Source organism: Allomuricauda sp. CP2A (genome assembly GCF_001683915.1).
GTDB lineage: Bacteria > Bacteroidota > Bacteroidia > Flavobacteriales > Flavobacteriaceae > Flagellimonas.
In genome coordinates, this window is the sequence record NZ_LXTT01000117.1 from 1 (window position 1) to 22,742 (window position 22,742).

At 42.9% G+C, this 22,742-nt stretch carries 17 protein-coding genes; 4 read left to right on the forward strand and 13 right to left on the reverse strand.

The genetic code is table 11. The annotated features are described in order from the left end of the window. Positions 1-227 precede the first annotated feature (227 nt). Positions 228-1,067 (reverse strand): endonuclease/exonuclease/phosphatase family protein, encoded by an 840-nt coding sequence (locus A7D14_RS13405; RefSeq protein WP_067035524.1) that lies wholly within the window; start codon positions 1,065-1,067, stop codon positions 228-230. A 297-nt stretch (positions 1,068-1,364) separates the two neighbouring features. Between A7D14_RS13405 and A7D14_RS13415 the strand changes: the two genes are divergently transcribed. Both A7D14_RS13415 and A7D14_RS13420 read left to right on the forward strand, forming a co-directional pair. Further along, entirely contained in the window at positions 1,365-3,602 is a 2,238-nt protein-coding gene (locus A7D14_RS13415; RefSeq protein WP_067035530.1) for a PQQ-binding-like beta-propeller repeat protein, read from the forward strand. Positions 3,603-3,674: 72 nt separating this feature from the next. Beyond that, positions 3,675-4,880 (forward strand): cupin domain-containing protein, encoded by a 1,206-nt coding sequence (locus tag A7D14_RS13420; protein WP_067035532.1) that lies wholly within the window; start codon positions 3,675-3,677, stop codon positions 4,878-4,880. A gap of 48 nt (positions 4,881-4,928) precedes the next feature. Here A7D14_RS13420 and A7D14_RS19685 read toward each other — a convergent pair whose 3' ends face one another. Continuing rightward, positions 4,929-5,069 carry a hypothetical protein gene (locus A7D14_RS19685; RefSeq protein WP_176712425.1) on the reverse strand — a complete coding sequence of 47 codons (141 nt, stop codon included), beginning with the start codon at positions 5,067-5,069 and terminating at the stop codon, positions 4,929-4,931. Positions 5,070-5,560: 491 nt separating this feature from the next. On the opposite strand from A7D14_RS19685, the gene A7D14_RS13425 reads away from it, so the two are divergent. Next, a complete protein-coding gene (locus A7D14_RS13425) occupies positions 5,561-6,439 on the forward strand; it encodes an AraC family transcriptional regulator (protein ID WP_067035535.1) in 879 nt (292 codons plus the stop codon). 72 nt (positions 6,440-6,511) lie between these two features. Here A7D14_RS13425 and A7D14_RS13430 read toward each other — a convergent pair whose 3' ends face one another. From A7D14_RS13430 to A7D14_RS13460, 7 genes are all read right to left on the reverse strand, one after another. After that, the gene (locus A7D14_RS13430) at positions 6,512-8,287 is read right to left on the reverse strand and encodes a DUF885 family protein (protein WP_218058539.1); all 1,776 of its coding nucleotides are present in this window, start codon (positions 8,285-8,287) and stop codon (positions 6,512-6,514) included. Positions 8,288-8,593: 306 nt separating this feature from the next. After that, a complete protein-coding gene (locus A7D14_RS13435; protein ID WP_067035540.1) occupies positions 8,594-8,776 on the reverse strand; it encodes a CPXCG motif-containing cysteine-rich protein in 183 nt (60 codons plus the stop codon). Positions 8,777-8,787: 11 nt separating this feature from the next. Continuing rightward, positions 8,788-10,113: a TolC family protein gene (locus tag A7D14_RS13440; protein ID WP_067035544.1), complete on the reverse strand. Its 1,326-nt coding sequence runs from the start codon at positions 10,111-10,113 to the stop codon at positions 8,788-8,790. After that, the gene (locus tag A7D14_RS13445) at positions 10,113-13,400 is read right to left on the reverse strand and encodes an efflux RND transporter permease subunit (RefSeq protein ID WP_067035547.1); all 3,288 of its coding nucleotides are present in this window, start codon (positions 13,398-13,400) and stop codon (positions 10,113-10,115) included. The genes A7D14_RS13440 and A7D14_RS13445 overlap by 1 nt, the downstream gene beginning before the upstream one ends. Then, entirely contained in the window at positions 13,397-14,533 is a 1,137-nt protein-coding gene (locus tag A7D14_RS13450) for an efflux RND transporter periplasmic adaptor subunit (protein ID WP_067035549.1), read from the reverse strand. The genes A7D14_RS13445 and A7D14_RS13450 overlap by 4 nt, the downstream gene beginning before the upstream one ends. A gap of 137 nt (positions 14,534-14,670) precedes the next feature. Beyond that, positions 14,671-15,558, reverse strand: coding sequence for a hypothetical protein (locus A7D14_RS13455; protein ID WP_067035552.1), 888 nt, complete (start codon positions 15,556-15,558; stop codon positions 14,671-14,673). A 135-nt stretch (positions 15,559-15,693) separates the two neighbouring features. Then, the gene (locus A7D14_RS13460) at positions 15,694-17,607 is read right to left on the reverse strand and encodes an ABC-F family ATP-binding cassette domain-containing protein (RefSeq protein WP_067035555.1); all 1,914 of its coding nucleotides are present in this window, start codon (positions 17,605-17,607) and stop codon (positions 15,694-15,696) included. Positions 17,608-17,673: 66 nt separating this feature from the next. Here A7D14_RS13460 and A7D14_RS13465 point away from each other — a divergent pair, with 66 nt between their 5' ends. Beyond that, positions 17,674-18,084, forward strand: a complete 411-nt coding sequence (locus tag A7D14_RS13465) for a DUF983 domain-containing protein (RefSeq protein ID WP_067035558.1) — start codon at positions 17,674-17,676, stop codon at positions 18,082-18,084. Between the two features lie 121 nt (positions 18,085-18,205). On the opposite strand, the gene A7D14_RS13470 is transcribed toward A7D14_RS13465, so the two are convergent. From A7D14_RS13470 to gldL, 4 genes are all read right to left on the reverse strand, one after another. After that, positions 18,206-19,261 (reverse strand): NAD(P)/FAD-dependent oxidoreductase, encoded by a 1,056-nt coding sequence (locus A7D14_RS13470; RefSeq protein WP_067035560.1) that lies wholly within the window; start codon positions 19,259-19,261, stop codon positions 18,206-18,208. Between the two features lie 196 nt (positions 19,262-19,457). Continuing rightward, on the reverse strand, positions 19,458-20,360 hold the full coding sequence (gene gldN / locus A7D14_RS13475; protein WP_067035565.1) for a gliding motility protein GldN: 903 nt from the start codon (positions 20,358-20,360) through the stop codon (positions 19,458-19,460). A gap of 18 nt (positions 20,361-20,378) precedes the next feature. Then, positions 20,379-21,950, reverse strand: a complete 1,572-nt coding sequence (gene gldM / locus A7D14_RS13480; RefSeq protein ID WP_067035568.1) for a gliding motility protein GldM — start codon at positions 21,948-21,950, stop codon at positions 20,379-20,381. A gap of 64 nt (positions 21,951-22,014) precedes the next feature. Beyond that, on the reverse strand, positions 22,015-22,671 hold the full coding sequence (gldL, locus tag A7D14_RS13485; protein WP_067035571.1) for a gliding motility protein GldL: 657 nt from the start codon (positions 22,669-22,671) through the stop codon (positions 22,015-22,017). Between the last annotated feature and the right edge of the window lie 71 nt (positions 22,672-22,742).

Sequence of the window (22,742 nt, forward strand, 5' to 3'; positions counted from 1 at the left end):
ATTTGATATATAGCTTATGAAGCTCATAACCCGAAGGTCACTGGTTCGAGTCCAGTCCCCGCTACTAAGTCAGAAGCCGTTCAATTGAACGGTTTTTTTGTTTCTACTAAAAGCTATTGAAAAATGGCCCCTCTACGTTCCCATATCCCTAAACATAGAAAAACCTGTATTTTTAAGGGGTTAGGTGGTATTTTGACAATATTCTAAGCGACCCTTTTAGCCAATCATCAGTTTTTCAACCTTACCCGGGCAAAAACTGGTAGATGGTCTGAAGGATATCTCAGGTCTTTGGAGTCGCTCAAAATAGCACTTTTAAGCACCTCAATAGTATTAGGGGAAACAAAAATATAGTCGATTCTTCGTTCCACGGGTTTGGTGAAATCAAAGCCATTGAAAGTTCCATTGGGCCCAAAAGCATCTTTCCCTGCCGCTATGTGGGCATCTTCCATTTCCCCTAAAATCACCTGAACGCCCGGGCTATCACTTTCCAGATTAAAGTCGCCCATTAAGATTACAGCTAATCCATCTGGATTCAGCTCCTTAATTTTTTCGAGAATCAATTTGGAACTTTCTTCCCTAGCCTTCACCCCAACATGGTCAAAATGGGTGTTGAAAACCATGAATTTGTTCCCATCTTCCTTATTTTCAAAAAGCCCGTAGGTGCAGATTCGTGGTAAAGCGGCATCCCATCCTTTGGATGGAACCTCTGGCGTTTGCGACAACCAAAAGGTAGATTGTTCCAATACCTTCAGCTTTTTCGTATTGTAGAAAATAGCTGTAAACTCGCCTTGATCATCTCCATGGTCCCGTCCCACACCAAAATAGGTGTAATCTTGCAGGCCATCATCAATAGCCTTTAATTGGTGGGCAAGCCCCTCTTGGGTTCCAAAAATATCGGGGGCGTAAAAATTTAGTTGTGCAATGAGAAAATCCTTGCGGTTATCCCAATGATTTGGTTTATCGTTAGGATTGTCATACCGAATATTATAGGAAATAACATCTACGTTTTGACCATTAGCATTCAATAGGATGCCCAAAACAAATAGGATCAGTATGCTTTTTTTCATTGAATGAATATTTTCTTCGTTTTTTGTTTTTCTTTTGAGAATCTTTTAAACCCCTTGCAGGACACTATCAATAAACCGCAAGCTATCCATTTTTTGGTGTTTTTAGGTTACAATATCTTTATATTTTCATATTGGTTGCGGTCCATAAAAAACCCTCAATCTGAATCAAGATCGCCCAGATTTCCCAAATAAATTGTATTTTTCACACCGTAAAATACCTAGACGCCCTTAGGTGTTTTATTCCAGAGCAACGATAGAAAGGGCCAAAGCCATAAGAATGAATAATTCTAACAAACAATGCATGCACGTTTCTCTGCTACTTTTTTTACATCATTAACTTTTTTTACAATCATTTTAGTAGTCGGATGTAGTTCCGAAAAAACCGAAAATCCACATACCACTTGGACACATTATGGCGGTTCCCCCGACCAGTCCCGATACTTTGAAGCTTCCGAGATCACCAAAGAAAATGTTGATGAAATGGAAGTTGCATGGGTCTACCCCACGGGGGATGAATTCAATTTCTTTAGTCCCATCATTGTGGATTCCACCATGTACGTCCTTGGAAAAAGCAATTCCCTTATTGCCCTAAATGCAAGGACAGGTGAAGAAATATGGATCCATGCCAATCTAAAGGGAATAACCCGAAGAGGTATCAATTACTGGGAAAGTCAGGATAAAAAGGACAAAAGATTACTGTTTACCTTGAACAATTCCCTACAGGCCATTGATGCCACTACGGGAAAATCGATCACGGATTTTGGGGATGGTGGTTATGTTGATCTTCGGAAAGATTTGGGCAGGGACCCATCGACCATTGTACGAATTCAAGCAATGATGCCCGGGGTCCTATATAACGATCTTCTCATTTTAGGTTCCTCAACCGGTGAAACCTATTTTTCCCCGCCCGGGCATATAAGGGCCTATAATGTGGTGACCGGGGAATTGGAATGGACTTTTCATACCATTCCCCATCCTGGAGAATATGGTTATGACACCTGGCCCAAAGAAGCCTATAAATATGTTGGGGGTACCAATGCTTGGAGTGAAATATCGGTTGATGAAGAACGTGGCATCGCCTTTGTACCTCTTGGATCACCAACTTACGACTATTATGGTGCAGACCGGTTGGGGAGCAATCTCTTTGCCAACTCATTGGTTGCCTTGGATGCCCGTACCGGTGAACGTCTTTGGCATTTTCAAACCATTCACCACGACCTTTGGGATTACGATCTTGCCAGTGCTCCGCAATTGCTTACGGTGAAACGTGGCGGCAAATCCATAGATGCGGTTGCCGTTGCCACCAAACAGGGTTTTGTTTTTGTTTTTGACCGTGTAACCGGCGAACCCATATTCCCCATTGAGGAAAAACCCTTTCCCCCGAGCAATATGCCCGGTGAAAAAGCTTGGCCAACACAACCCATACCTTCGCTTCCAAGTTTTACCAGACATGAAGTGAACCTTGATAATCTAAATCCCTATTTTCCGGATAGTATCAAGCAAGCATGGCATAAACGATTGGATTCTTCCAAATCCCAGCTATATCTTCCTCCATCCGACAAATATGAAACAGTTGTGATGCCGGGAGCTTTGGGCGGGGTTAATTTTGGAAACACGGCCGGTGATCCATTCGATGGGATCATGTACATCATGACCCAAGAATATGCTTCAACCTATCGATTGAACAAGGTTGAGCCTCCCAAGGAGGACCTTTCCCAAAATGATGTGGAAAGGGTACAGAACCTATATAGTTCTTCATGTATTGCCTGCCATGGACAAAACATGGAGGGTGGTGCAGGTCCCTCACTCTTGAACATTGGGCACCATATGAGGTACGATGACTTTAAGGAAATTGTGACAAACGGTCGTGGCCAAATGCCAGGACTGGTCCATGTGGATGAAGAATCCCTTAAGGCCTTGTTCAAATTTTTGGGTGGAAATCCTGTTAGCAATCCTTTTAGAAGAGGAAATACTGAAGAGAGCATTCCGGAAGGGCCTGTTGTGGCCTCAGGAGGTGTTGAGATGAGACCAGATGCCCAAAGAGGTGCTCCCATGAAGGATTATCCGGAAGGCGCAGACCGTCCTGATGCACAATACACTACGGAATATGGACTGGATTGGCCTGCCCTTATTGACCCGCCTTGGTCATCCGTTGTAGCCTATGATCTTAACGAGGGTACCATTAAGTGGAAAAAACCTGTGGGAATCGATTCCCTTTATGCCAAAGGCGACCCCAGCAAAGGTGCTCCAGAGGGAGTCCGACGGAAAGGTTTGGTGGTTACTTCCACAGGATTGGTCTTTGCAACCGCAAAGGGTGCAAAATTGTACGCTTTTGACCAAGACACTGGAGAAACCTTATGGGAAACCACTATGAGCCACGAAACAAACGCCCAACCTAGTATGTACACCCTAAATGGCAAACAATACTTGGTTGTGAACGCCAATTCCAATTTTTTTCGAGGTACGTATGACCAGTCCAAGAAACCTGGCGCATTACCAAGAGGGTATGTGGTATATGCATTACCTGAAAAATAAATCAGGATCCAACAAATACAACTATCATTCAACACTAATATAATCGAATTACAAACCAAAACATTCAGTATCATGAGAGCACTTATTGCCATCATTTTAATACTAGTAACAGGCGGTCTTTCGGCGCAGTCGATACAGGACCGTGTTATCCACAACGACCCATCAACCTATAGGAATTTAACCGATGTACATGCTGGTGCGGGCAGTATGGGATTCACCCAACTCATTGGCCGGAACGATCTATCCACCAATTTCCTTTATCTGCACACAGGCACCATTGCCGGCAAATCTGGGATTGGCCATCATTTTCATCACAGCATAGAGGAAATGTATGTTCTTCTTTCGGGAGAGGCTGAGTTTACCATCAACGGTAGAACCTCAAAAATTAAAGCACCGGCCCTTGTTCCTTGTAAAATGGGTGATTCACATGCTATTTACAATACAACGGACCAACCTGTACAATGGCTCAATTTTGCGGTCAGCACTGTTAAGGCTCGTGGTGATGCTTTTGATTTGGGCGATGACAGAGTGGGTGCAACCCTTGACCCTATTCCTGCTTTTGTTTCCGGGAAATTGGATAAGGAATTGCTTAAACCCGAAAGAACACCCTATGTAGGAAAAGGGGTGTCGTACCGACGCGTATTGGGGCCCGAAGTTTTCTCAACGGATTGGAGCTACGTAGACCATTTGACCATTCCTTCTGGAACCAAGACCGATCCTTACCAACTTGAAGGCATGGAAGCCGTTTATTACGTCATCAACGGGTCGGGTACGGTAACAGCCGATGGCAAATCCGGTACATTTGGCAAGGACGATGCATTTTATGGAAGGATTGGAGAAAACATCACGCTGGAAAATACAGGCAATGAAACCGTGGAATTGCTGATCATTGGAATCTCAGCATCAAAGAAATGGGACATTAAAAAGCCATTAAAAGAGCCAAAGGCCATGGTCTTGGAAATGGATTTTGTGGTTGAAAAGAAAAATGCCCAAGCCTTTGAGGAAATGTACTATTCCATTTATGTACCCGCTATGATCGTTCAGGACGGGTATTTAAGTTCGAAACTAATGCGTTTGTACTCGCCAGATCAAGCCAAGGAAATTGAAGCGGAACCCACCACGTACAATTATCAGATCCTCATCTCTTTTGAAACTGAGGAAAAACGACGGAAATGGGTGGCGAGCGACCAGCATCAGATTGCATGGCCTGCCGCAACATCCCTGGCCAAAGAATTCAAATGGCGTGGCTATCATGTCATGGGTGATGATGACCAATAAGCCCGATTAAAAGTCAAGGTATAGGATATGCCCCAAGCTGAGGGCAGCTTACAAGTATTGCAAAAAGCCTTCCATATTGGTGCGTATCCTATATACTTTATTATCATGGCTCACCCTGTAGAGCGTCTTCATATCCTCTCCGCCAAAGCAAAGACTTACCAGAAAACCGGGCAAGTTGATTATTCCCACGTAATTTCCTTTAGAATTAAATATCTGAACACCCTAATAGATAGCCATATAAATATTGGCTGGAATTAAGCATTTTGTTGCATCTCTGGAGGTCTAAAAAGCACCAAAAGTTTGAATTTGTCAGGTTGAGCCTTCGTCTATGCTCAGGATAAACTAAAGTCGAAACCCATTGATTATTAGTATTCTTTAGGTTCTCGACTGCGCCTGTCTGCCGACAAAGGCAGGCTCGAACTGACAGATAACGCGCTTTTTGGACACCCTCATTTTTTCAGTAAAGAGCAAAAAAACACGCTAGGAAAGGAAGCAATTGGGCAAACGAATTTCAGATTCCCCTTTTAGGGTATTGATGTGGATTTTACCTGAAATCTGCCTCCTTTTTCGTCTAAGCATTAGTTTATTACCCAATAGTTATACTATATTATCCACAAAATTGTACGAATGGAAAAATGTTAGTACTTTTTTACAAAGAAACTGCAAATATCCTCCGAAAAATGAAAATTCTCCCTTTTAAAATTCCCAAACCTGAGCAAGAGGCTTTGGTCTACCAAGAAGATTCTGGCATTATTTTCTACGACAAACTGCATCAACATGAAGAAATTCAGATAAGCTACATTGTTTCTGGCGAGGGATCTATTGTGGTTGGTGACACCATTAGCGATTTTAAAGCCAACGATATCCTTGTTATTGGTGAAAACGTTCCCCACGTTTTTAGGAGTGATTCAAAAGCATCCTCCAAATCGATTATGTACACCTTGTTCTTTACAAAGGAGTCATTTGGAAAAGAATTTTTTACGCTTTCCGATATGACAAGACTTCAAAACTTTTTTGAGGAATCTGGGTATGGCATGAAAATCCTATCTGAGAGTGAACGGCTTGGTTTACTTTTTGACAACTTAAAAAACCAAAGTCGAATCCAGCGTATCGCCACACTATTGAATATACTGGATATTATGATTTCTTCCGACAAGCAGCCTTTATCCACATTTGTCTATCGCAAAAAATACACGGAAGATGAAGGCAATCGTATGAACAACGTCATAGATTATGCCTTGAGCAATTTTCACGAACCCTTCTCTTTGGAAATGGTAGCGGAAAAGGCGAGTATGAGCAAAAATGCATTTTGTCGCTACTTTAAAAAGAGGACCAACAAGACCTTTTTCCAATTCTTGATAGAAATTAGAATTGAACATGCATGCAGACTGCTTTTTAAGGACAACGATCTTCCCATTTCGGAAGTCTCTGAACAATGTGGTTTTTTGAACATTGCCAATTTTAATCGAAAATTCAAGGAACTTAAGGGCGTAACCCCGACCCAGTACCGAAAATTCACCATAGAAAAGTGGCGGGACAGATACTCCATATCTGCCTAGGAATTTCATGGATTTTCTGTCTTCCAATAAATCAGAGGGAGATAAAACCGAATGTAAACATTAGCCACCATTTCATTGTTTTGGTGGATCGTAGAACTTCCATTTGGCCTTATAGTTTTTGCTGATTTTCTGATCGGTCATAATGGCCTTGATCATCTCAACAGGCATGGCATTCATGGTAATGATCCTGTCATGGAATTCCTTGTCGGTCATTTTTCCACTTTCAACAAGCTCTTTATGCAAAGCATAAAACTGACGGCCTCCTGTTAAGTACGCCAACTGGTACAACGGTGGATAGTTGCCCACAAAAGAGCGTCTTACCTCTCCCTCTGCATTGGCACGTTCATGTCCGACACGATCTACCAAAAAGTCGATACATTCCTGAGGTGTCCATTTTCCCAAATGATAATTCAGTGAGAAAATAATACGTGCACAACGGTGCATGTGCCAGAAAAGCATTCCTATGCGGTCTTCCGGACCTTGTGGAAAGCCTTTGTCCCACAAGAGAAGCTCCCAATACAATGCCCATCCTTCTGTCCAAAATGGCGTCTTGAAATTGCGATAGGTACGGTAACGACTGTTCATGAATCCTTGGAGGTTATGTCCTGCAATCAATTCGTGGTGTACGGTTGCCATTGAAAAATGGGGGTTGTTTCCCCGCATGCTCATCATTCGTTGCTCATAGGTCATGGCATCGGTGGGGTATGAAATGGTGATGGAGGTGCCACCGGTAAAAAATGGATTTACCAACTGGCGCTCAGGTGACATCATTTGCATACCCCAAACTTCTTCAGCCAAGGGGGGAACCGTAATTAAATCGTTCTTTTTTAGGAAATCGACTGCTTCATTGTACAAACGAAGAATCATCTCGGGTTGTTTACCAGGTTCCACGTAGGCATTCTTCACCTTTTCCTGGGCAGCTTTCCAATCATCGCCAAATCCCATTTCCCGTGATGCCTTAAGCAGTTCGGCATCGCACCATGCAAATTCTTCATTGGCCAATTCTATCAGTTCTTCGGGAGTATAATCTATCATTTCATACTCAAGCTGTTTCATCAGCTCTTCCCTACCCACTGGGTTGCCAACAATTCCACTTTCATCAACAGGTTTCCCCTTGTCAATCTTGTTTTTGAACACTTCGGCATACGCATCAAAACTGGTGCCCATGGATTCATATACCGTAGGCATCCACCATGTGAAAAGCGGATCGTAACCATTGTAAAATGAGTACACATTTTCAGCGGAACTTTTCAAATCCTCAATAACACGTAAAGCTTCTTCAACCTCATCCTTGCCCAGGGAAGTCACTCCTTCAAGTTGACCTTTCAAAGTCTCCATCTGTGCCACAACATCATTCCATTCTTTGGCCATTTTAGTGGCATCGGGCTGGTGTCCCCTTCTTCTGGCCTTTAAGTAGGAATAAATTTTATCGGAAAACGGAAACCATTTTTTAATTTTTTGATACACCGCTTCCTGTTCTTCGGCCTCGGCGTTTTCCATTTCCAGGTCTCTTTTGAACAAAACATAATCGGCCTTACATTCTTGGGACAGTGCATTAAAATCCAGTTCTTGCAATTTTGCCAAATAGTCGTTTCTCAATTTGGTCATTCTTTCCCGACGCTCTGGGGAGCCTCCCGGATCAAACGTTCTTCCCCAGCGTCCACTTGCTCCGGGCGCATAAAAACGAACCAATGCACTCTGGTCTGCACTGTACTTGGTCATTAAATCTGGCATTTCCTCACAAGGCACAAACAAGGCAACTTCTTGGGACTGTGCGTTCAAGGACATTGAAATCGAACCCATCAATAGCATAGCAGAGGCAATCCCCAACATTTTATTATTTCTCATTCCGATAGTTAGTTTGGTTTAAAAAATATGCAATTCCACAATAAAACAACCCTTACAATGCCATTGTATGAGTCATTTTAGGCATCGCTAAAACTTCTGTACTCTTAAATCACTTTAAAGGTATTGTAGATTTCCCCTAATACATAATAACATATTAACTGTAATTGATATTATGTTGTCTAATGTGGGATTACGGGGCATACCTTTGATATTGAGCTGGTTAGCCGAGGAAAAGTCCTAAGGCATCAAAATAATGCCGGGACAATTTCTGCAAATCCTTCAGAATTTTTTAATTGGAATACCATCTTACTGTCCCAACTCCCTAACCTCAAAAACCGTTAATTCTTGATGTTCAAAACCGGCCCTGACTTCAATGGGATTACAACAGACTTCGCAATCTTCCACATAGGTTTGGTCAGAAACGGAGCTATCCAAAAGAAAGGATATTTCTTCCCAACAATAAGGACATTGAAAGAAATGCTCGTACATAGTTAAATCCCTTAAAAATCCACATTGAGGAGCTGCCCACTGATCTGCAACATTTGCAATTCGGCGAGTTTGGCATTGTACTTGGCCTGGCTTTTGGCCAGTTCAGCATTCAACAGGTTCAATTGTGCCTGCCTGAACTCAATGGAGGTTACTTGCCCCAATTGGTACCGTTCATCGGTTCGGTTAAAGTTGTTTTGGTTGGTCTGCAGGTTTTTTTCCTGCACTTCCAATACGTAAAGGGCATTGGTGTAGCTGTCCCAAGCATTACGAATGTCCCGTTCCACCTCCAATTCTATCTGTTTTTTGAACAGTTCTTGGTTCTCATAGGTGATTTTGGCATTTTTCGCGCCCGTAATCGCCCTTCCGCCATCAAAGAGGTTCCAGCTTAGATTAATGGCTCCCGAGACCCCTGTGGATGTATTTTGAAGGGAAAATGCAAGCGGACTGTTGTTGGTGGACTCATTCCAACCATAGGTCCCGGTAAGTCCGATGGTAGGCAAGAAATTGCTTCTGGCCACTTTCATGTTGTAATTGCTGATGTTGATGTCTTTTTCAACGATTTGCAGCCGAACATTATTTATTTTGGCTTCGTTGTGCATATTTTCCATCTCTAACCCTGGCACAAAGTTAACTGTGGTATCTATTTCAAATTGGGTGGAAAGTTCCCGGTTCAGGATAAGATTCAAATCTCGCATGGTATTGCGCAATTGCTGTCTGGAGTTCAATAGATTGATACTGTCCGTATTGATGTCCACCTCAGCGTTCAACACATCCAAACCTGTATTTTGTCCATATTCAAATTGATAGCGTGCCCTTGTGAGCCTATCTTTTGAAATTTCAAGGGCTTCCTCCAAATTAGCGGTGTTCTCGGTCAATCGGGCCACTTCATAATAGACGGAGAAAAGCTGTAAAATGGTCGTCTCAATGGTCTGTTTTACTTCCAATTCCGACTGCTGGGAACGCTCCTTGAAGCTTTGATAGTTGTAATAGCGTCCTAAACCATCAAACAAGGTGTAATTAAGATTGAGGGAAGCATTGTACCTTCGGGTTTCAGCTCCATCCGCGGTACGCGTCTCACCATTTGCCAACACTCCCTCGGTGTTCTGGCGGTCAATGGTACCCGTTCCATTTGCCGTAAGGGTGGGCAAATAACCAGAATTGAGAATACTGGCATTGTTTTCATCAATTCTTTTGGTGTTTCGGGCCACTTGAATGCCCAAATTGTTTTCCAGCACCAAATCTATGGCCTCTTCCTTGGAAAGGGTCTCTTCCTGGGCTTGTGCTGCATGACCAAAAAACAATAAAAAAAGGGGTAGCGTATAAAAAATACTTTTCATTATGTTGTCTCTTCTAAAACTTTTGAAGTCTCTTCTTCCGATTCTTCATGGTTTAAATGCCCATTTAGGCTGCTTCCTTTTTCCTCAAGCATCTGCTGTTCTTCATGTTGTTCCCTAATGGCGCGTTCCACTTCTTCATGGGATACTTTTTCCCCGGTCCACAACGTTTTGGCCCATACTTTTACATTGTTGCCAAAAGAAAGGAAGAGTGGCAGCATTAAAAGGGTAAGCACTGTGGCAAATCCAATTCCATAAGCAATGGAAATGGCCATGGGCTTTAAAAATTGTGCTTGTCTACTTTTTTCCAATAAGAGCGGTGCCAAACCTGCAATGGTTGTGATCGAGGTTAAAAATATAGCCCTAAAACGGGATTTTCCAGCTTCGTAGAGTGCCTCATCAAACTTTAACCCATTGCGTAAGTTGATATTGAATTTTCCTATCAAGACGAGACCGTCATTCACCATAATTCCAATTAGGGCAATGATGCCCAACATGGAAAGAATGTTGATGGGGAATCCATGGAACCAGTGGCCCCAAGCGACTGCCGTTAAACTGAATGGCACCAAAAGCAGTAGCAATAATGGCTGGCTAAAGCTTCTGAAGGTGAATGCAATGGTGATGAAAATGAGAAATAAAACGGTCAATCCCACAAACCTCAATGAGTTTATAAATTTGTTCGCTTCTCTATTCTGACCTTCATAGGAAGGGGTTATGGTGGGGTATTTTGATAAAATACCGGGCATTACCTCACTACGAATCCAGCCCATGGCATCTGTTCCGCTGGTGGTTTCGGGATCCGTTAAATCGGCTGAGACCTGAATCTCACGCTGTCCATCCAAATGGTTTATGGCCACATCGCCCCTTTCAATGGAATAGGATGCAATTTCCTTTAACGGGATACGCTCTCCGGTGGGGGTCAAAATTCGCATTTCATCCAAATCTGTAATGGATGACCGATTTTCACGATCATACCGCACCCACACCCTGATCTCATCCTGCCCACGTTGAAAGCGTTGTGCCTGGGCTCCAAAGAAACCTGCACGGACCTGGTTCATCACGGAACGGAGGTCCAAGCCCAGCAAATAGGCATTTTCTTTTAATTGTAACCGTATTTCCTTGATTCCGGCCGGGTCATTGTCCGTAACGTCCTTTAAATTACCATTGTTGAGCATGGCTGTTTTCAATTCTTCCTTGGCCGCTTTTAGTTCGGTAATATTATTTCCCAGCAGCGAAACCGATACGGGAGATCCACCAAAATTTCCTCCTGAACCATAGATTAAGCTTTCCACACCTATTACGGGGCCAACCAATTCCCTGAGCCGGGTGGTCACCATGTCTGCCCTAATTTCATCTGGGCGTTCCTCACCGGGCAACAAATTGATTTCCAAGGTGGCTGCCGATGAACCGGGGCCCACATTTTTGATCATATTTTCGAAAAGATCCTTATCCGTTTCTCGCAAATACTTATCGGTAAGTTCTTGGTTAACAATATGGGCCTTCTCCTGAATCAAACTGATTATGGAATCGGTAACTTTTTCATTGGTGCCATTGGGCATACGCAGTTCGATGGAAATCTGATCACTGGCAATCCTTGGGAAGAACGATGTTCTGATGACGCCCCCACCAATGGATCCCAAGGTCAACACCAGTGCCATAAAGAATATGGCAAACGTTAAAAACTTGTAATCCAAAGCAAATTTAAGAGTAGGGCTGTACCATTTATCCCGCATCCATGCCATGAATTTATCCCCCATCCTATTGATCACCCGTAATTTTGCAAAAACCTTGGCTATTCCGGTCTTGGGCCCTTCTTTCTGTGGATGAAGTGCCTTGGAATGTGCCAAGTGTGCTGGAAGAATGATCAAGGCCTCTATCAGGGAAACTACCAAGGTCAAAATCACAATTACGGAAACCTCTCCAAAAAACTCGCCTATACGTCCATCCAAAAACAGGATAACCGAAAAAGCCAATACAGTGGTTATGATCGCTGAAATAATTGGGGGAATCACCTCCATGGTACCATCTATGGCCGCACGTACCGGGGTTTTTCCTTTTTCATAATGCTGATAGATATTTTCGGCTATCACGATACCATCATCCACCAAAATACCAATAACGATGATCATCCCGAAAAGGGACAAAACATTTATGGTAACGTTGAACAGTGGTGCAAAAACAAACATTCCCAAAAAAGCAATGGGCAGACCAAAGGCCACCCAAAAGGCCAAACGTGTGTTTAAAAAGAGGGAGAGGAAAATGAGCACCAAAATCATTCCCACAATGGCATTTTCTGTAAGCAATTGTGTACGTTGGGTCAATATTTTGGAGCGATCATCAATGATTTCCAATTGAACATTGGCGTTTTTCTCGTTGAAATCCTTCATGTATTCCTTGATTTTCTCGGCCGAACCGATCAAATCTTCGGTATTGGTACTGGTAACGGTGATATTTACCGCGAGATTTTCATTAAAATAGGATGCATTTGGGGTTTCAGAGAAACGATCACGGATTGTTGCCACATCCTTTAACCGAACGGTACGGCCCGAAGCATCAGCGCGCACCACAATATTGGAAAGTTCATCTCCATAATAGGAGCGGTTCTTTGCCCTGATCAGGTACTCTTCCGTAACGGTTTTAATATTACCCCCGGTCACCAAAATATTGGCATTGGCCACCGCTTGGGCCACTTCAGTAAATGATAGATTGTAGGCCAACAGACTGTTCTCGTCCACAGCGATCTCAATTTCCTCATCAGGATAGCCTGAGGGTTGAATTTGGGAGATTCCATCAATGGCCCTAAGGTCATTCTCAATTTGACGCCCAATTTGTTTTAAGGTGGCCAACGGAACGCCTTTGCCATTTATCGCAAAACTAATGGTGGGCCGTACCGGTTCTTGCTTGGAAACGATCAAGGGTTCCATTCCCGTAGGGAAAGTTGGGACCCTATCCACGGCATTTTTGACCTCCAACAGCATAAAATCAATATTCCTTCCCTTTTCAATCTCAACATTGATGGATCCACTGTTTTCCCTTGATGTGGACGTAACCCGCTCCACGCCTTGCAATCCCTTTAGGTTGTCCTCAATCTTTAAGGTGATCCCTTCCTCTATTTCTTGTGGTGATGCGCCAGGGTAAGTAATGTTGATCATGATGTTCCTTGACTCCGATAGTGGAAAAAAGGAGGATTTTAAGGTCAGTGCACCAACTACACCAAAAACCAAAAATGCCACAACGATGACATTAACGGCTACATGGTATTTTATAAAATAAGAGATTACATTTCTCACAATTGCGCACTTTTGGGTTCCTTCTCTTCAAACACCTTTACCAACATCCCGGCATAGGCGCCAGATATTGGTTTAGCCACAATAACTACACCATTGGGCACATTCTTGAGCACTACTTTTTTGTCGGTAAAGTAAACTGGATTTACATCGATCAGGTCCAAAATGGAATCCCTAACCACAAAAATCTGGTTGTTCTCCAACAATAGGGAGCGGTTTATCTCAATGGCATCGGTTTCTTCCTTCGCTTCAAGATTGGCCTCAAGGTATTGGCCTTCCTTAAGATTATCGCCACTCACCTCAATAAAAACGGTTATGGTCTGTGAGTTTTGATCAACCCGGCCATTCACACGGATTACTTCACCTGTATAGGTTTGGGTCTTGTCCAAATTGAAAAGCTCCACCTTTCTTCCAACCCTTAAAAAGTCGCCATAGGTTTTTCCTACGGAAACTTCAAGCTCATATACCCCGGTATTGATAAATTCCCCCAATTTTTGGCCCGAACGGATCAATGTGCCCTCGGTGACCAACGCTTCGGTCAATACACCATGGAATGGTGCCGTTATGGTATATTTGGACAAACGCTGTTCCATATTCTTTACGCTGTAGTAATTGGTTATAATGCCTCTACCCGTAATGAAAAACTTTTCCTTTTCGGTGGACATTTCGGGAAGTTCGGGTGTGGTCTTGGTCAGGTCAAAACTGTTTAAATACTCCTGCCATTTGGGATATATCTCTGGATAGTCCAACCGAAGGTCGGGCATAATGGAGGTAAGCAGATTGTATAGGTTACTTTTGGCCGATTGTACACTGGCATAGTACTCATTGGCATCTATGCGAATCAAAGTTTGTCCTGCACTGTATTCTTGTCCCGTTCTGAACAATTTGCTGCCCTGCCTAAAAACGCCTTGTACCTCTGAATAGAGTTCAACCCTTTTCTTGGCCCTTAGATTACCATTGGCGGGAACCATAATGGGAACCGTAGCATTTTGTACCGTATCCACAAAAACGGTCTTGACCACTTTTTGTGATTCTGGCCTTCCAGTATCCTTGCTATTGGCAATAAGCCCTGCAAAATACAAGGATCCAAATATGATTATGCCGCCCACAACGGCAGAGATGATCAGCTTGCGCATGCGTAAGTTTTGAATTAGTCGCTACAAAACTATTCCCTAGACCGTTCTTGAAGGGTTAAATATTTCATAATTGTTACTGAAAAAAAAGGGGATACACACCTGTATCCCCAAACCAAACAAACTAAAGTATTAACTAACTACTCATTTTCGTTTTCATCTTCAAATTTAGTATCCGCCATGCGGGTACGTTCAAAGTGAATTTCATTGAATCGTGGTTCAAGGGATTTGTCATCTGAATCGAACACCAAAAACTGATTGGCATCCATTGCTTTTAACCCTGTGTATGAATTGAACCTATTGTTCTGAAGTTGGAGAATCTGTAAGCTTGCCAATTGACCAAATTCCGCTGGAATATCTCCTCCCAGTTGGTTATTGGCCAATACCAATTCCTTGAGTTTGCCCAAATTCCCTATTTCTTGTGGGATGGTGCCTTCCAAACTATTTTCAAAGAGTCCCAAAGTCTCCAATTTTGTAAGATTGCCTATGGCACTTGGGATAACGCCCTTTAGATTATTACTGGATAGGTTGAGTTCCCTCAAATTCTTGAGCTCTCCCAGAGATTCTGGTATGGGGCCGCTCAAAAAATTATTGAACAGGGAAAGAATCTCCAAATCTCCAAGTTGCCCAATCCCTTCGGGAATAGCACCTTTAATTCGGTTCATCTCCAATCGAAGCTCCTTTAAATTTTTAAGCTCTACAATATCTTTAGGCAGTACGCCAGTGATACTGTTGAATGCCAAGTTTAATTGGGTCAGGTGTTTTAATTTTCCGATGCTTTCCGGAAGCACACCTTCTAAATTGTTCATGAACAATCTAAGGCCCACCACATGTCCATCTTTAACCTCTACGCCTTTCCAGGTGTTAACTGGTGCTTCCAAATCCCAGGTAGTGTTCCATTTGCTCCCATTGGTACTGTTGTACAAATCAATAAGAGCATTCTTTTCCTTTTGGGAAACTTCCGCATTGGCAGAGACTTGACTTAGGGGGGACATCAAGAATATGAAAAAAATGGCCAATCGAATCATTGATTACTTATTTATAGCAAAGAATTTACCTACAAAGTACGAAGAATACGTAAAAACTTACAAATATAATCGGCAAAAGGGTGGTAAAATGTTGTGAACGAGAGTAAAAGTGTGGTCTGAGCGTTCTATTTGGTGTTAATCCAGCAGCTCCAACTCATGGGACAATTGCTCCCAGTCTTCCATGAGGGACTCCAAGTTCTTCTTTTTCCTTTGATAATCGTCAAAAAAGTTGGGTTTGGCGATGGTTTTGTCATAATCCATCAAAAGGCCATGGTCTATTTCACCGATCTCCTTTTCCAGTTGCGAAATCTTCTTTTCAACCCCACTGAGCCTATTTTTCAATGATTTTTGCTTTTTCTGGGTGTGATAATCGCTCTCTTTTTCTTCAACTTGATTTTTTTCCTCAACCTTTTTCTCCCCTTTTTCAATTTTTCTGAAATCTTCTGCCTTGCGCTGCTCCAGATAAAAATCGATATCACCCAAATACTCCTTGATGCTACCATTTTTGAACTCATACACCCTATCGGTGAGGCCTTGTAGGAAATCCCGATCGTGGGAGACCAAGATCAGGGTGCCCTCAAAATTTTGAAGTGCCTGTTTCAGCACATTCTTGGATTTGATGTCCAAATGGTTGGTAGGCTCATCCATGATCAACACATTGAAGGGCTGCAACAACATTTTGGCCAGCGCCAAACGGTTCCGTTCCCCTCCGGATAAGACCTTAACATATTTTTCCACCTCATCGCCACGGAACAGGAAAGAGCCCAGAATATCCCTCACCTTGCTTCGGTTTTTTTCATTGGCAGCATCGGTCATGGTATCCAAAATGGTTTTCTTACCATCCAGATATTCGGCTTGGTTTTGTGCAAAATAGCCCACTTGCACATTATGTCCCATTTTCACATCGCCTGTATGGTCCAGTTCCCCCACAATAATCTTGGCCAAAGTGGTCTTTCCTTGTCCATTTTGACCCACAAAAGCGGTCTTGCTGCCTCGTTCTATGAGCAAATCAATATCCTGAAGCACTTCGTTCTTCCCATAGCTTTTGGAAAGATTTTCCAGCTCTACCACCACTTTTCCGGGGTTTATTGAGATTGGAAACCGAACATTCATCACACTGTTGTCCTCCTCATCCACCTCAATACGTTCCATTTTGTCCAACTTTTTGATGAGCGATTGCGCCATGCTCGCCTTGCTGGACTTGGCCCGGAACTTTTCTATCAATTTCTCGGTCTGTTGGATCTGTTTTTCTTGGTTTTTCTGGGCACTGAGCTGTTGTTCCTTGATTTCTTTTCGCAATTCCAAAAACTTGGAATACGGTTTTGGGTAATCATAGATTCGGCCCAAAGAAATCTCAATGGTACGGTTGGTGACGTTGTCCAGGAACATTTTATCGTGGGAAACGATCACCACCGCCCCTGGATAGCCGTTTAGAAACTGTTCCAGCCAGATGATGGATTCTATATCCAAGTGGTTGGTAGGCTCATCCAGCAGCAGTACATCGTTGTTTTGAAGCAAGAGTTTGGCCAATTCAATCCGCATACGCCATCCCCCGGAAAAGGTATCTGTCAACTTGTTGAAATCTTCCCGTTTAAAACCCAATCCCAACAAGACTTTTTCGGTGTCTCCCTGATAGTTGTAGCCGCCCAAAATCTCATAATGGTGCGTTACATCGTTCAGGTCCACCATGAGTTGGTGGTAGGAATCGCTTTCATAATCGGTGCGCTCCGCCAAAGCTGTATTGATTTCTTCCAACTTCGCTTCCAAGGCCTGAATTTCGGAAAACGCTTGGTAGGATTCCTCCAAAACGGTTCTGCCCTGCTCAAAATCGATGTCCTGCTTTAAAAATCCGATCTTTACATCTTTCTCGGTGGCGATGACACCTTCATCCGGGGCCATTTCCTTGGCCAATAATTTGAGAAGGGTGGATTTTCCGGCACCGTTTTTTCCAATTAGCCCAACACGGTCGCCTCCGTTCAAACGAAACGCGATTTCCTCAAAAAGATATTCGCCCCCAAAGGCTACCGAAAGATTATGAATATTTAGCATTTTATGTGACCTGAATTACAAAGCAAAAGCCGGTGAATCCGTATTTTTGCATCAAAATCGCTGCAAATGTTAAAAAAAGGAACCAAACTGTACAGTATTTTAACAGGAAGTTGTCCCAAATGCCATGAGGAGAGTATGTATGAAAACACTAATCCTTACGCACTTTCCAAACTATTTAAAATGCACGAACGCTGTTCGCACTGCGGCACCAAGTACAAGATTGAGCCGTCATTTTTCTACGGTTCCATGTATGTAAGTTATGGGGTTGGGATTGCTTTTGCAGTGGCCGCTTTTGTAATCACTTTTTTGTTCTTGGGAACTTCATTGACAACGACTTTTATCGCCATTGTGGGCACTTTGGTTGTTTTTATGCCCATTATCATCCGATTGTCGCGAAATATTTGGATCAATTTCTTCATCAAATATGACCCTTCTGCGGCAAAGAGCAAAGCTGTTTTGGAACATGAAATGAAATGATTCTTTTTCTATCAAAAACTTAACTCCCAACATCTGACCACCGCAGGCAGGGGTACTTTTCCTTCGGAAAAACTCGGTTCTCGATACTTTTCCTTCGGAAAAACTCGAACTGACGATTAGGTCAGGGATTGTAGTGTTTTTTTGTGAATCTTTGGATATTGATTTCGGGGTCTAGTGCATCTTGGCGTTCAATATAATGGAACAGCTGCTGGGAAGCATAAGGGGCTATGAGCACGCCCCGTGATCCAAACCCGTTCAGCACATAGAGGTTTTTGTGTTCTGGATGTTGGCCTACCAATGGTCTACGGTCAACAACCGTAGGGCGGATACCGGCTACATGCTCGACCACCTGAAAATCACATTTCAAAAATGTTCTCAATTTGTCCAAAAGTTCCATTTTGGATTCCTCAGTGGGTTCATTGGTCTTGTCCTTCCATTTGTAGGTGGCGCCAATTCTATACAAATCATTACCCAACGGAATAGTGAACACGGAAGATTTTATCACATTTTCTTCCTTATAATCCGGTGCCTTTATGGTCAAAAGCTCTCCCTTGGTCCCATTTAGGGGGAGGTAGTTGAAAAATGGGTTGTTTTTAAGACCATAGCCACATGAAAATACAATTTGCTTGGCCTGCATGGATTTGTATGAAATATGTCCGCCTTGCTGCTCAAAACAAGAAAAATCGAAGGATTCTTGTTCCAAAAGCCCCTTCCTTTGCAAATAATCCCTGTAGGATTCAACCAGCTTTGCAGTGTCTATCCTACCCGTATATTTTACCTCTCCAAATCCGAAGGGAGCATCAATATTGGAATTGTTATTGGGAATAAGGTTTGTGGACAAAAAATGATCAAGGCCGGGCTTGTCCGAAGCTTCAAACCATGCGTTTTGCTCTTCAATGGAAGCAAACCTTCGAAGTATTGGAACCTTATAATCCAAGGTCTTCCCCAGTTTTTGCTCTAAATGGGCGTAGAAGGGTTGTGCCAGTTCCATTTGTTCCCTGGCCTTCCATGCCATGGTAAACCGTTTTAAAATGACAGGGTTATAGAGTCCCCCGGCCACTTGGGAGGCGTGTTGGGAATCGTCAGAAACCACCTTGAAGGATTTGCCTTCTTTTTCCAACACCTCGCAGAAAGAGATTCCTGCCAAACCGAGACCTACTACAATGTAATCCACCATAGGGCAAAATTAGCCATCTCCATTGGTATTTTACCGGACCTACCCCTTTTTTCTTAAAACAAAAAAACGCCGCACTTTTGTGCGGCGTTGTATGAATTGAATTGGAAAATAATTTGCTGTGGGTATCCCGATATTCATCGGGATTAATTCAGCTTTTGGTTTTATATGACCCCAAGGTCTTTAAAACCAAGCTTCATTAATACGCCCACATATCTTGCTCCCTGTCCCTTATTTGCTCTTTGATTCTTTGCGCTTCCAAGAGCTGGAACAATGAGTTGTCAAAAATGTAATCGTCTATTTCACGGTCTTCGTGAACATTTTCCTCTTTATAGATAACCCCATTGAAGCGACGTGCGTTCAACAGCATATCAAAGGAAATTGGTCTTGCTGAATTGCGTTGGTTGTATACCTTGGCATCGTGCAAAATCTTTCTTGCAGCGGGATACCATACCCAGAACAATTCCACTTTGTTCTGTCCTGGATCAACGGACTCATCATCGATGAAGTTAACGTCAGGTGCAACGGGGGCAATTCCCAACAAACGATACTTAAGCTCTCCTTGGCGCTTATCGAAATACCAGATTCCTTTAATCCGGTACTCTTCAATATCTGCGGCGGTAAGATCTCTTTTGTTAATGAACTCTGGAGAAATTTGCTCGCCCGCATTGTATTGCTCATACCCTAAATCTGTGGTATCTATTTTGCTCAAGGTTGCTGAAAGATCTTCCAACTTCCGCTTTTCGGTAAAGTAGGAGTCGGTATAGACCTCGGTCAATTTCCCATTTCTGATGTTTTTCATCAAGACATGGTAAAGCGACCTTCTGTCCTTTCCAATACCAATGGTATCGGTTGGGTAGTATAGTGGAAAGTTTACTCTCTCGTCAAGATCGATGATTTCCCATACGGTCTTGGACCAAAGGATATCCCTGTCATCCACATAACCGTACTCTAGAGGCTCATCGGCATCTTGCTCTATTTGAGCTTGGGTCTTTTTACCTATCTCTTCCGGCAACTTGGCATTCAAAATGTTTGCCTGTCCCATCATTGATACGGGCAATACACCCAACAATCCGATTACTAATGCATTTTTCCAATTCATGATCACTTATATACTTTTTTAGTTTGTAATCTCAACCACAACAGGAGATACCTTTTTCAATTTGTAGGTCTTGTTGTTGGTGATGTACGCTTGGATATCAAAAATCTGAACAGCATCACCCCTACCTGCCCTTCTCAAGGCTGATTTGGCTCTGTCGTCCAATTTGTTACCGTTGACCACTACTGTAGGTTGACCTGGCACTTTAAACTTGAACTGGCCTACGGCGAGGTTCAAATCAAAGTCAAAGTCTTCCAACATGGCCCCAATGGTAGAAATCTCAAGGTTTCTTCTTGGCATTTGAATGCTACCAGACTCACCACGCACAGTACCGGCTGGTCTTGGAATATCCTTGATACGGAACTCAGATTTGGTGGAGATACCTTTACCATCAGGCAATGTACCTGAAGCAGTAATGGTTACACTTCTACCAGTACCTGGGTTCATAATGTAATTGCTTCCACTTCTTCTGCTCAAACCTGGAGCAGATGCAGTAACTTTATTGTCTGGAATTCCAGGAATGGAAATGGTCATTGGGTTGGCCACACCACGGTACACCACATTCATTTTATCGGCAGAGATAACCGCTGCATTGGGCATGGAGATTGTTGCAAAAGTGTTGTTCACTTCAACAGGTACTTCAACACCGTCCTGCATATAGGTCATGGTTCCTTTAATGGTGTGGTCACCTGGAGTACCGGCACTGATCAACATTTTGATCCCACCAGCTTCCAATTCGTAGTCCTTACCTTCGGTCAATGGTCTTCCGTCCAAAGTCAATTCCGCTTTTACAGGCGTGGAAGTTCTGTCAGTTTTGCTAACAATAATTCTTCCATCGTATTTTTCACCTGCGTAGTAAGCAGATTTTGGAGCGTCCAATGCACTGGCAAAGTTGGTCAAGGACACAGCCTCGGTCAATTCACCTTCCAAAAGAGTTTTCAAAATCTCTTGTTCCGTGGTTTTGATATCGGCCTGCAACTGGGTCATTTTGGTCAAAGAGGCCACCAATGGGAACCCTTCGTAATGGTAGTTGATCCAATCTTGGCGTGTACCGTCTCTTTTTTCAACCTTACCATCTTCGTCTCCTGTTGCAAAACGAGTTCTAACAGCAGATTTCAATGATTCAAATTCACCTTCTGGCAAAGCGTTGATCACACCTTCACGGTAGGTATTGATCTGATCCATGAACTTTTTTCCTTCTGGGCCCAAATTGTCGCCTTGAAAGAATTTTTGGTCCAAATAATCAGACTTGTCCATAACCACATAGTCTTTGGGATCTTCCAAATCTGCGGTCATTTCTTTTTTCAATCCTTCCAAATAGCTATAGTAACTATCTGAAAGTTGTTTGATCTCTTGAGCATCTTTGTAAAGTTCGCCGTACTCCTCTTCGTTTTCAGAAGCTTTGGTTTCCAAGCTTGCAAAAAAACTGGAGTTGTTTTCGTCCATGTTACTGTTGGAAGTTTCCAGCTTTTCGTTCATAAGTCCGAAAGCGGCAAGTACTTCCTTGCTCATATTAAGGGCCAACATCGCGATGAAGATCAAGTACATAAGGTTGATCATCTTCTGACGTGGCGTTTGTTTTCCTGATGCCATGTTTATCTAATTAGAATTATAAATTAATTTGATTTGGGTTTGGTTTATCAACTAAATACCCTAATTAGTTTCTTCCGCCCATGGCTGTAAGCATACCACCATATACTCCGTTCAATGAAGATAGGTTGGTTGCCAAAGATTCCATTTGATCTTTCAAAGCACCTGCATTTTGTACCACTTCCTCGTTGATGGAAGCTTGACGGCTAGCGCTTTCCAATTGAACTTTGTACAAGCTGTTCAAAGATTCCATTTGAGCAGCGGCATGCGACAACTCCTCAGAGTATTTCTTGGTGTGCTGGATCGCATCTGTGGTAGGGGCAATATTTTTAGCGGCACCTTCAAAACTCTTGATACTCTCACCCAAGCTTGAGAAAAGCTCAGAATCAATATTGGCTTCTTTTAAAAGGTCATCCAATTTTCTGGAAAGGATTCCTTCAGCTTCTTTGGCGTCTTTAGCATCTTGCTTTCTTTTGGAATCTGCTTCACCACCGGCCAATTCTGGGTATACCAAAGACCAATCGAATTCGTCGTCTACTGGTTCAAATGCGCTGATCGCAAAAATCAATGCTTCAGTAATAAGTCCAACCGCAAGAAGTAGTCCACCTGTAAGTGGTCCGAACTCCCAGTGAAGGATCTTGAACAATGCACCAATAATTACTACCGATGCTCCAAGCCCGTAGGCCATGTTAAACAGCTTTTTTGTTGATTTTGACTGTGCCATAATTCTAGTTTTAATTAAGTTATATAAATAAGTATTTGGTTACTGGTTTATTTATATAATGTTCTCTATTT

Coding starts and splice junctions, on each gene's coding strand:
- A7D14_RS13405 (WP_067035524.1), bottom strand. CDS start 1,067: ATGAAAAAAAGCATACTGATCCTATTTGTTTTGGGCATCCTATTGAAT.
- A7D14_RS13415 (WP_067035530.1), top strand. CDS start 1,365: ATGCATGCACGTTTCTCTGCTACTTTTTTTACATCATTAACTTTTTTT.
- A7D14_RS13420 (WP_067035532.1), top strand. CDS start 3,675: ATGAGAGCACTTATTGCCATCATTTTAATACTAGTAACAGGCGGTCTT.
- A7D14_RS13425 (WP_067035535.1), top strand. CDS start 5,561: ATGAAAATTCTCCCTTTTAAAATTCCCAAACCTGAGCAAGAGGCTTTG.
- A7D14_RS13430 (WP_218058539.1), bottom strand. CDS start 8,287: ATGAGAAATAATAAAATGTTGGGGATTGCCTCTGCTATGCTATTGATG.
- A7D14_RS13435 (WP_067035540.1), bottom strand. CDS start 8,776: ATGTACGAGCATTTCTTTCAATGTCCTTATTGTTGGGAAGAAATATCC.
- A7D14_RS13440 (WP_067035544.1), bottom strand. CDS start 10,113: ATGAAAAGTATTTTTTATACGCTACCCCTTTTTTTATTGTTTTTTGGT.
- A7D14_RS13450 (WP_067035549.1), bottom strand. CDS start 14,533: ATGCGCAAGCTGATCATCTCTGCCGTTGTGGGCGGCATAATCATATTT.
- A7D14_RS13455 (WP_067035552.1), bottom strand. CDS start 15,558: ATGATTCGATTGGCCATTTTTTTCATATTCTTGATGTCCCCCCTAAGT.
- A7D14_RS13460 (WP_067035555.1), bottom strand. CDS start 17,607: ATGCTAAATATTCATAATCTTTCGGTAGCCTTTGGGGGCGAATATCTT.
- A7D14_RS13465 (WP_067035558.1), top strand. CDS start 17,674: ATGTTAAAAAAAGGAACCAAACTGTACAGTATTTTAACAGGAAGTTGT.
- A7D14_RS13470 (WP_067035560.1), bottom strand. CDS start 19,261: ATGGTGGATTACATTGTAGTAGGTCTCGGTTTGGCAGGAATCTCTTTC.
- gldN (WP_067035565.1), bottom strand. CDS start 20,360: ATGAATTGGAAAAATGCATTAGTAATCGGATTGTTGGGTGTATTGCCC.
- gldM (WP_067035568.1), bottom strand. CDS start 21,950: ATGGCATCAGGAAAACAAACGCCACGTCAGAAGATGATCAACCTTATG.
- gldL (WP_067035571.1), bottom strand. CDS start 22,671: ATGGCACAGTCAAAATCAACAAAAAAGCTGTTTAACATGGCCTACGGG.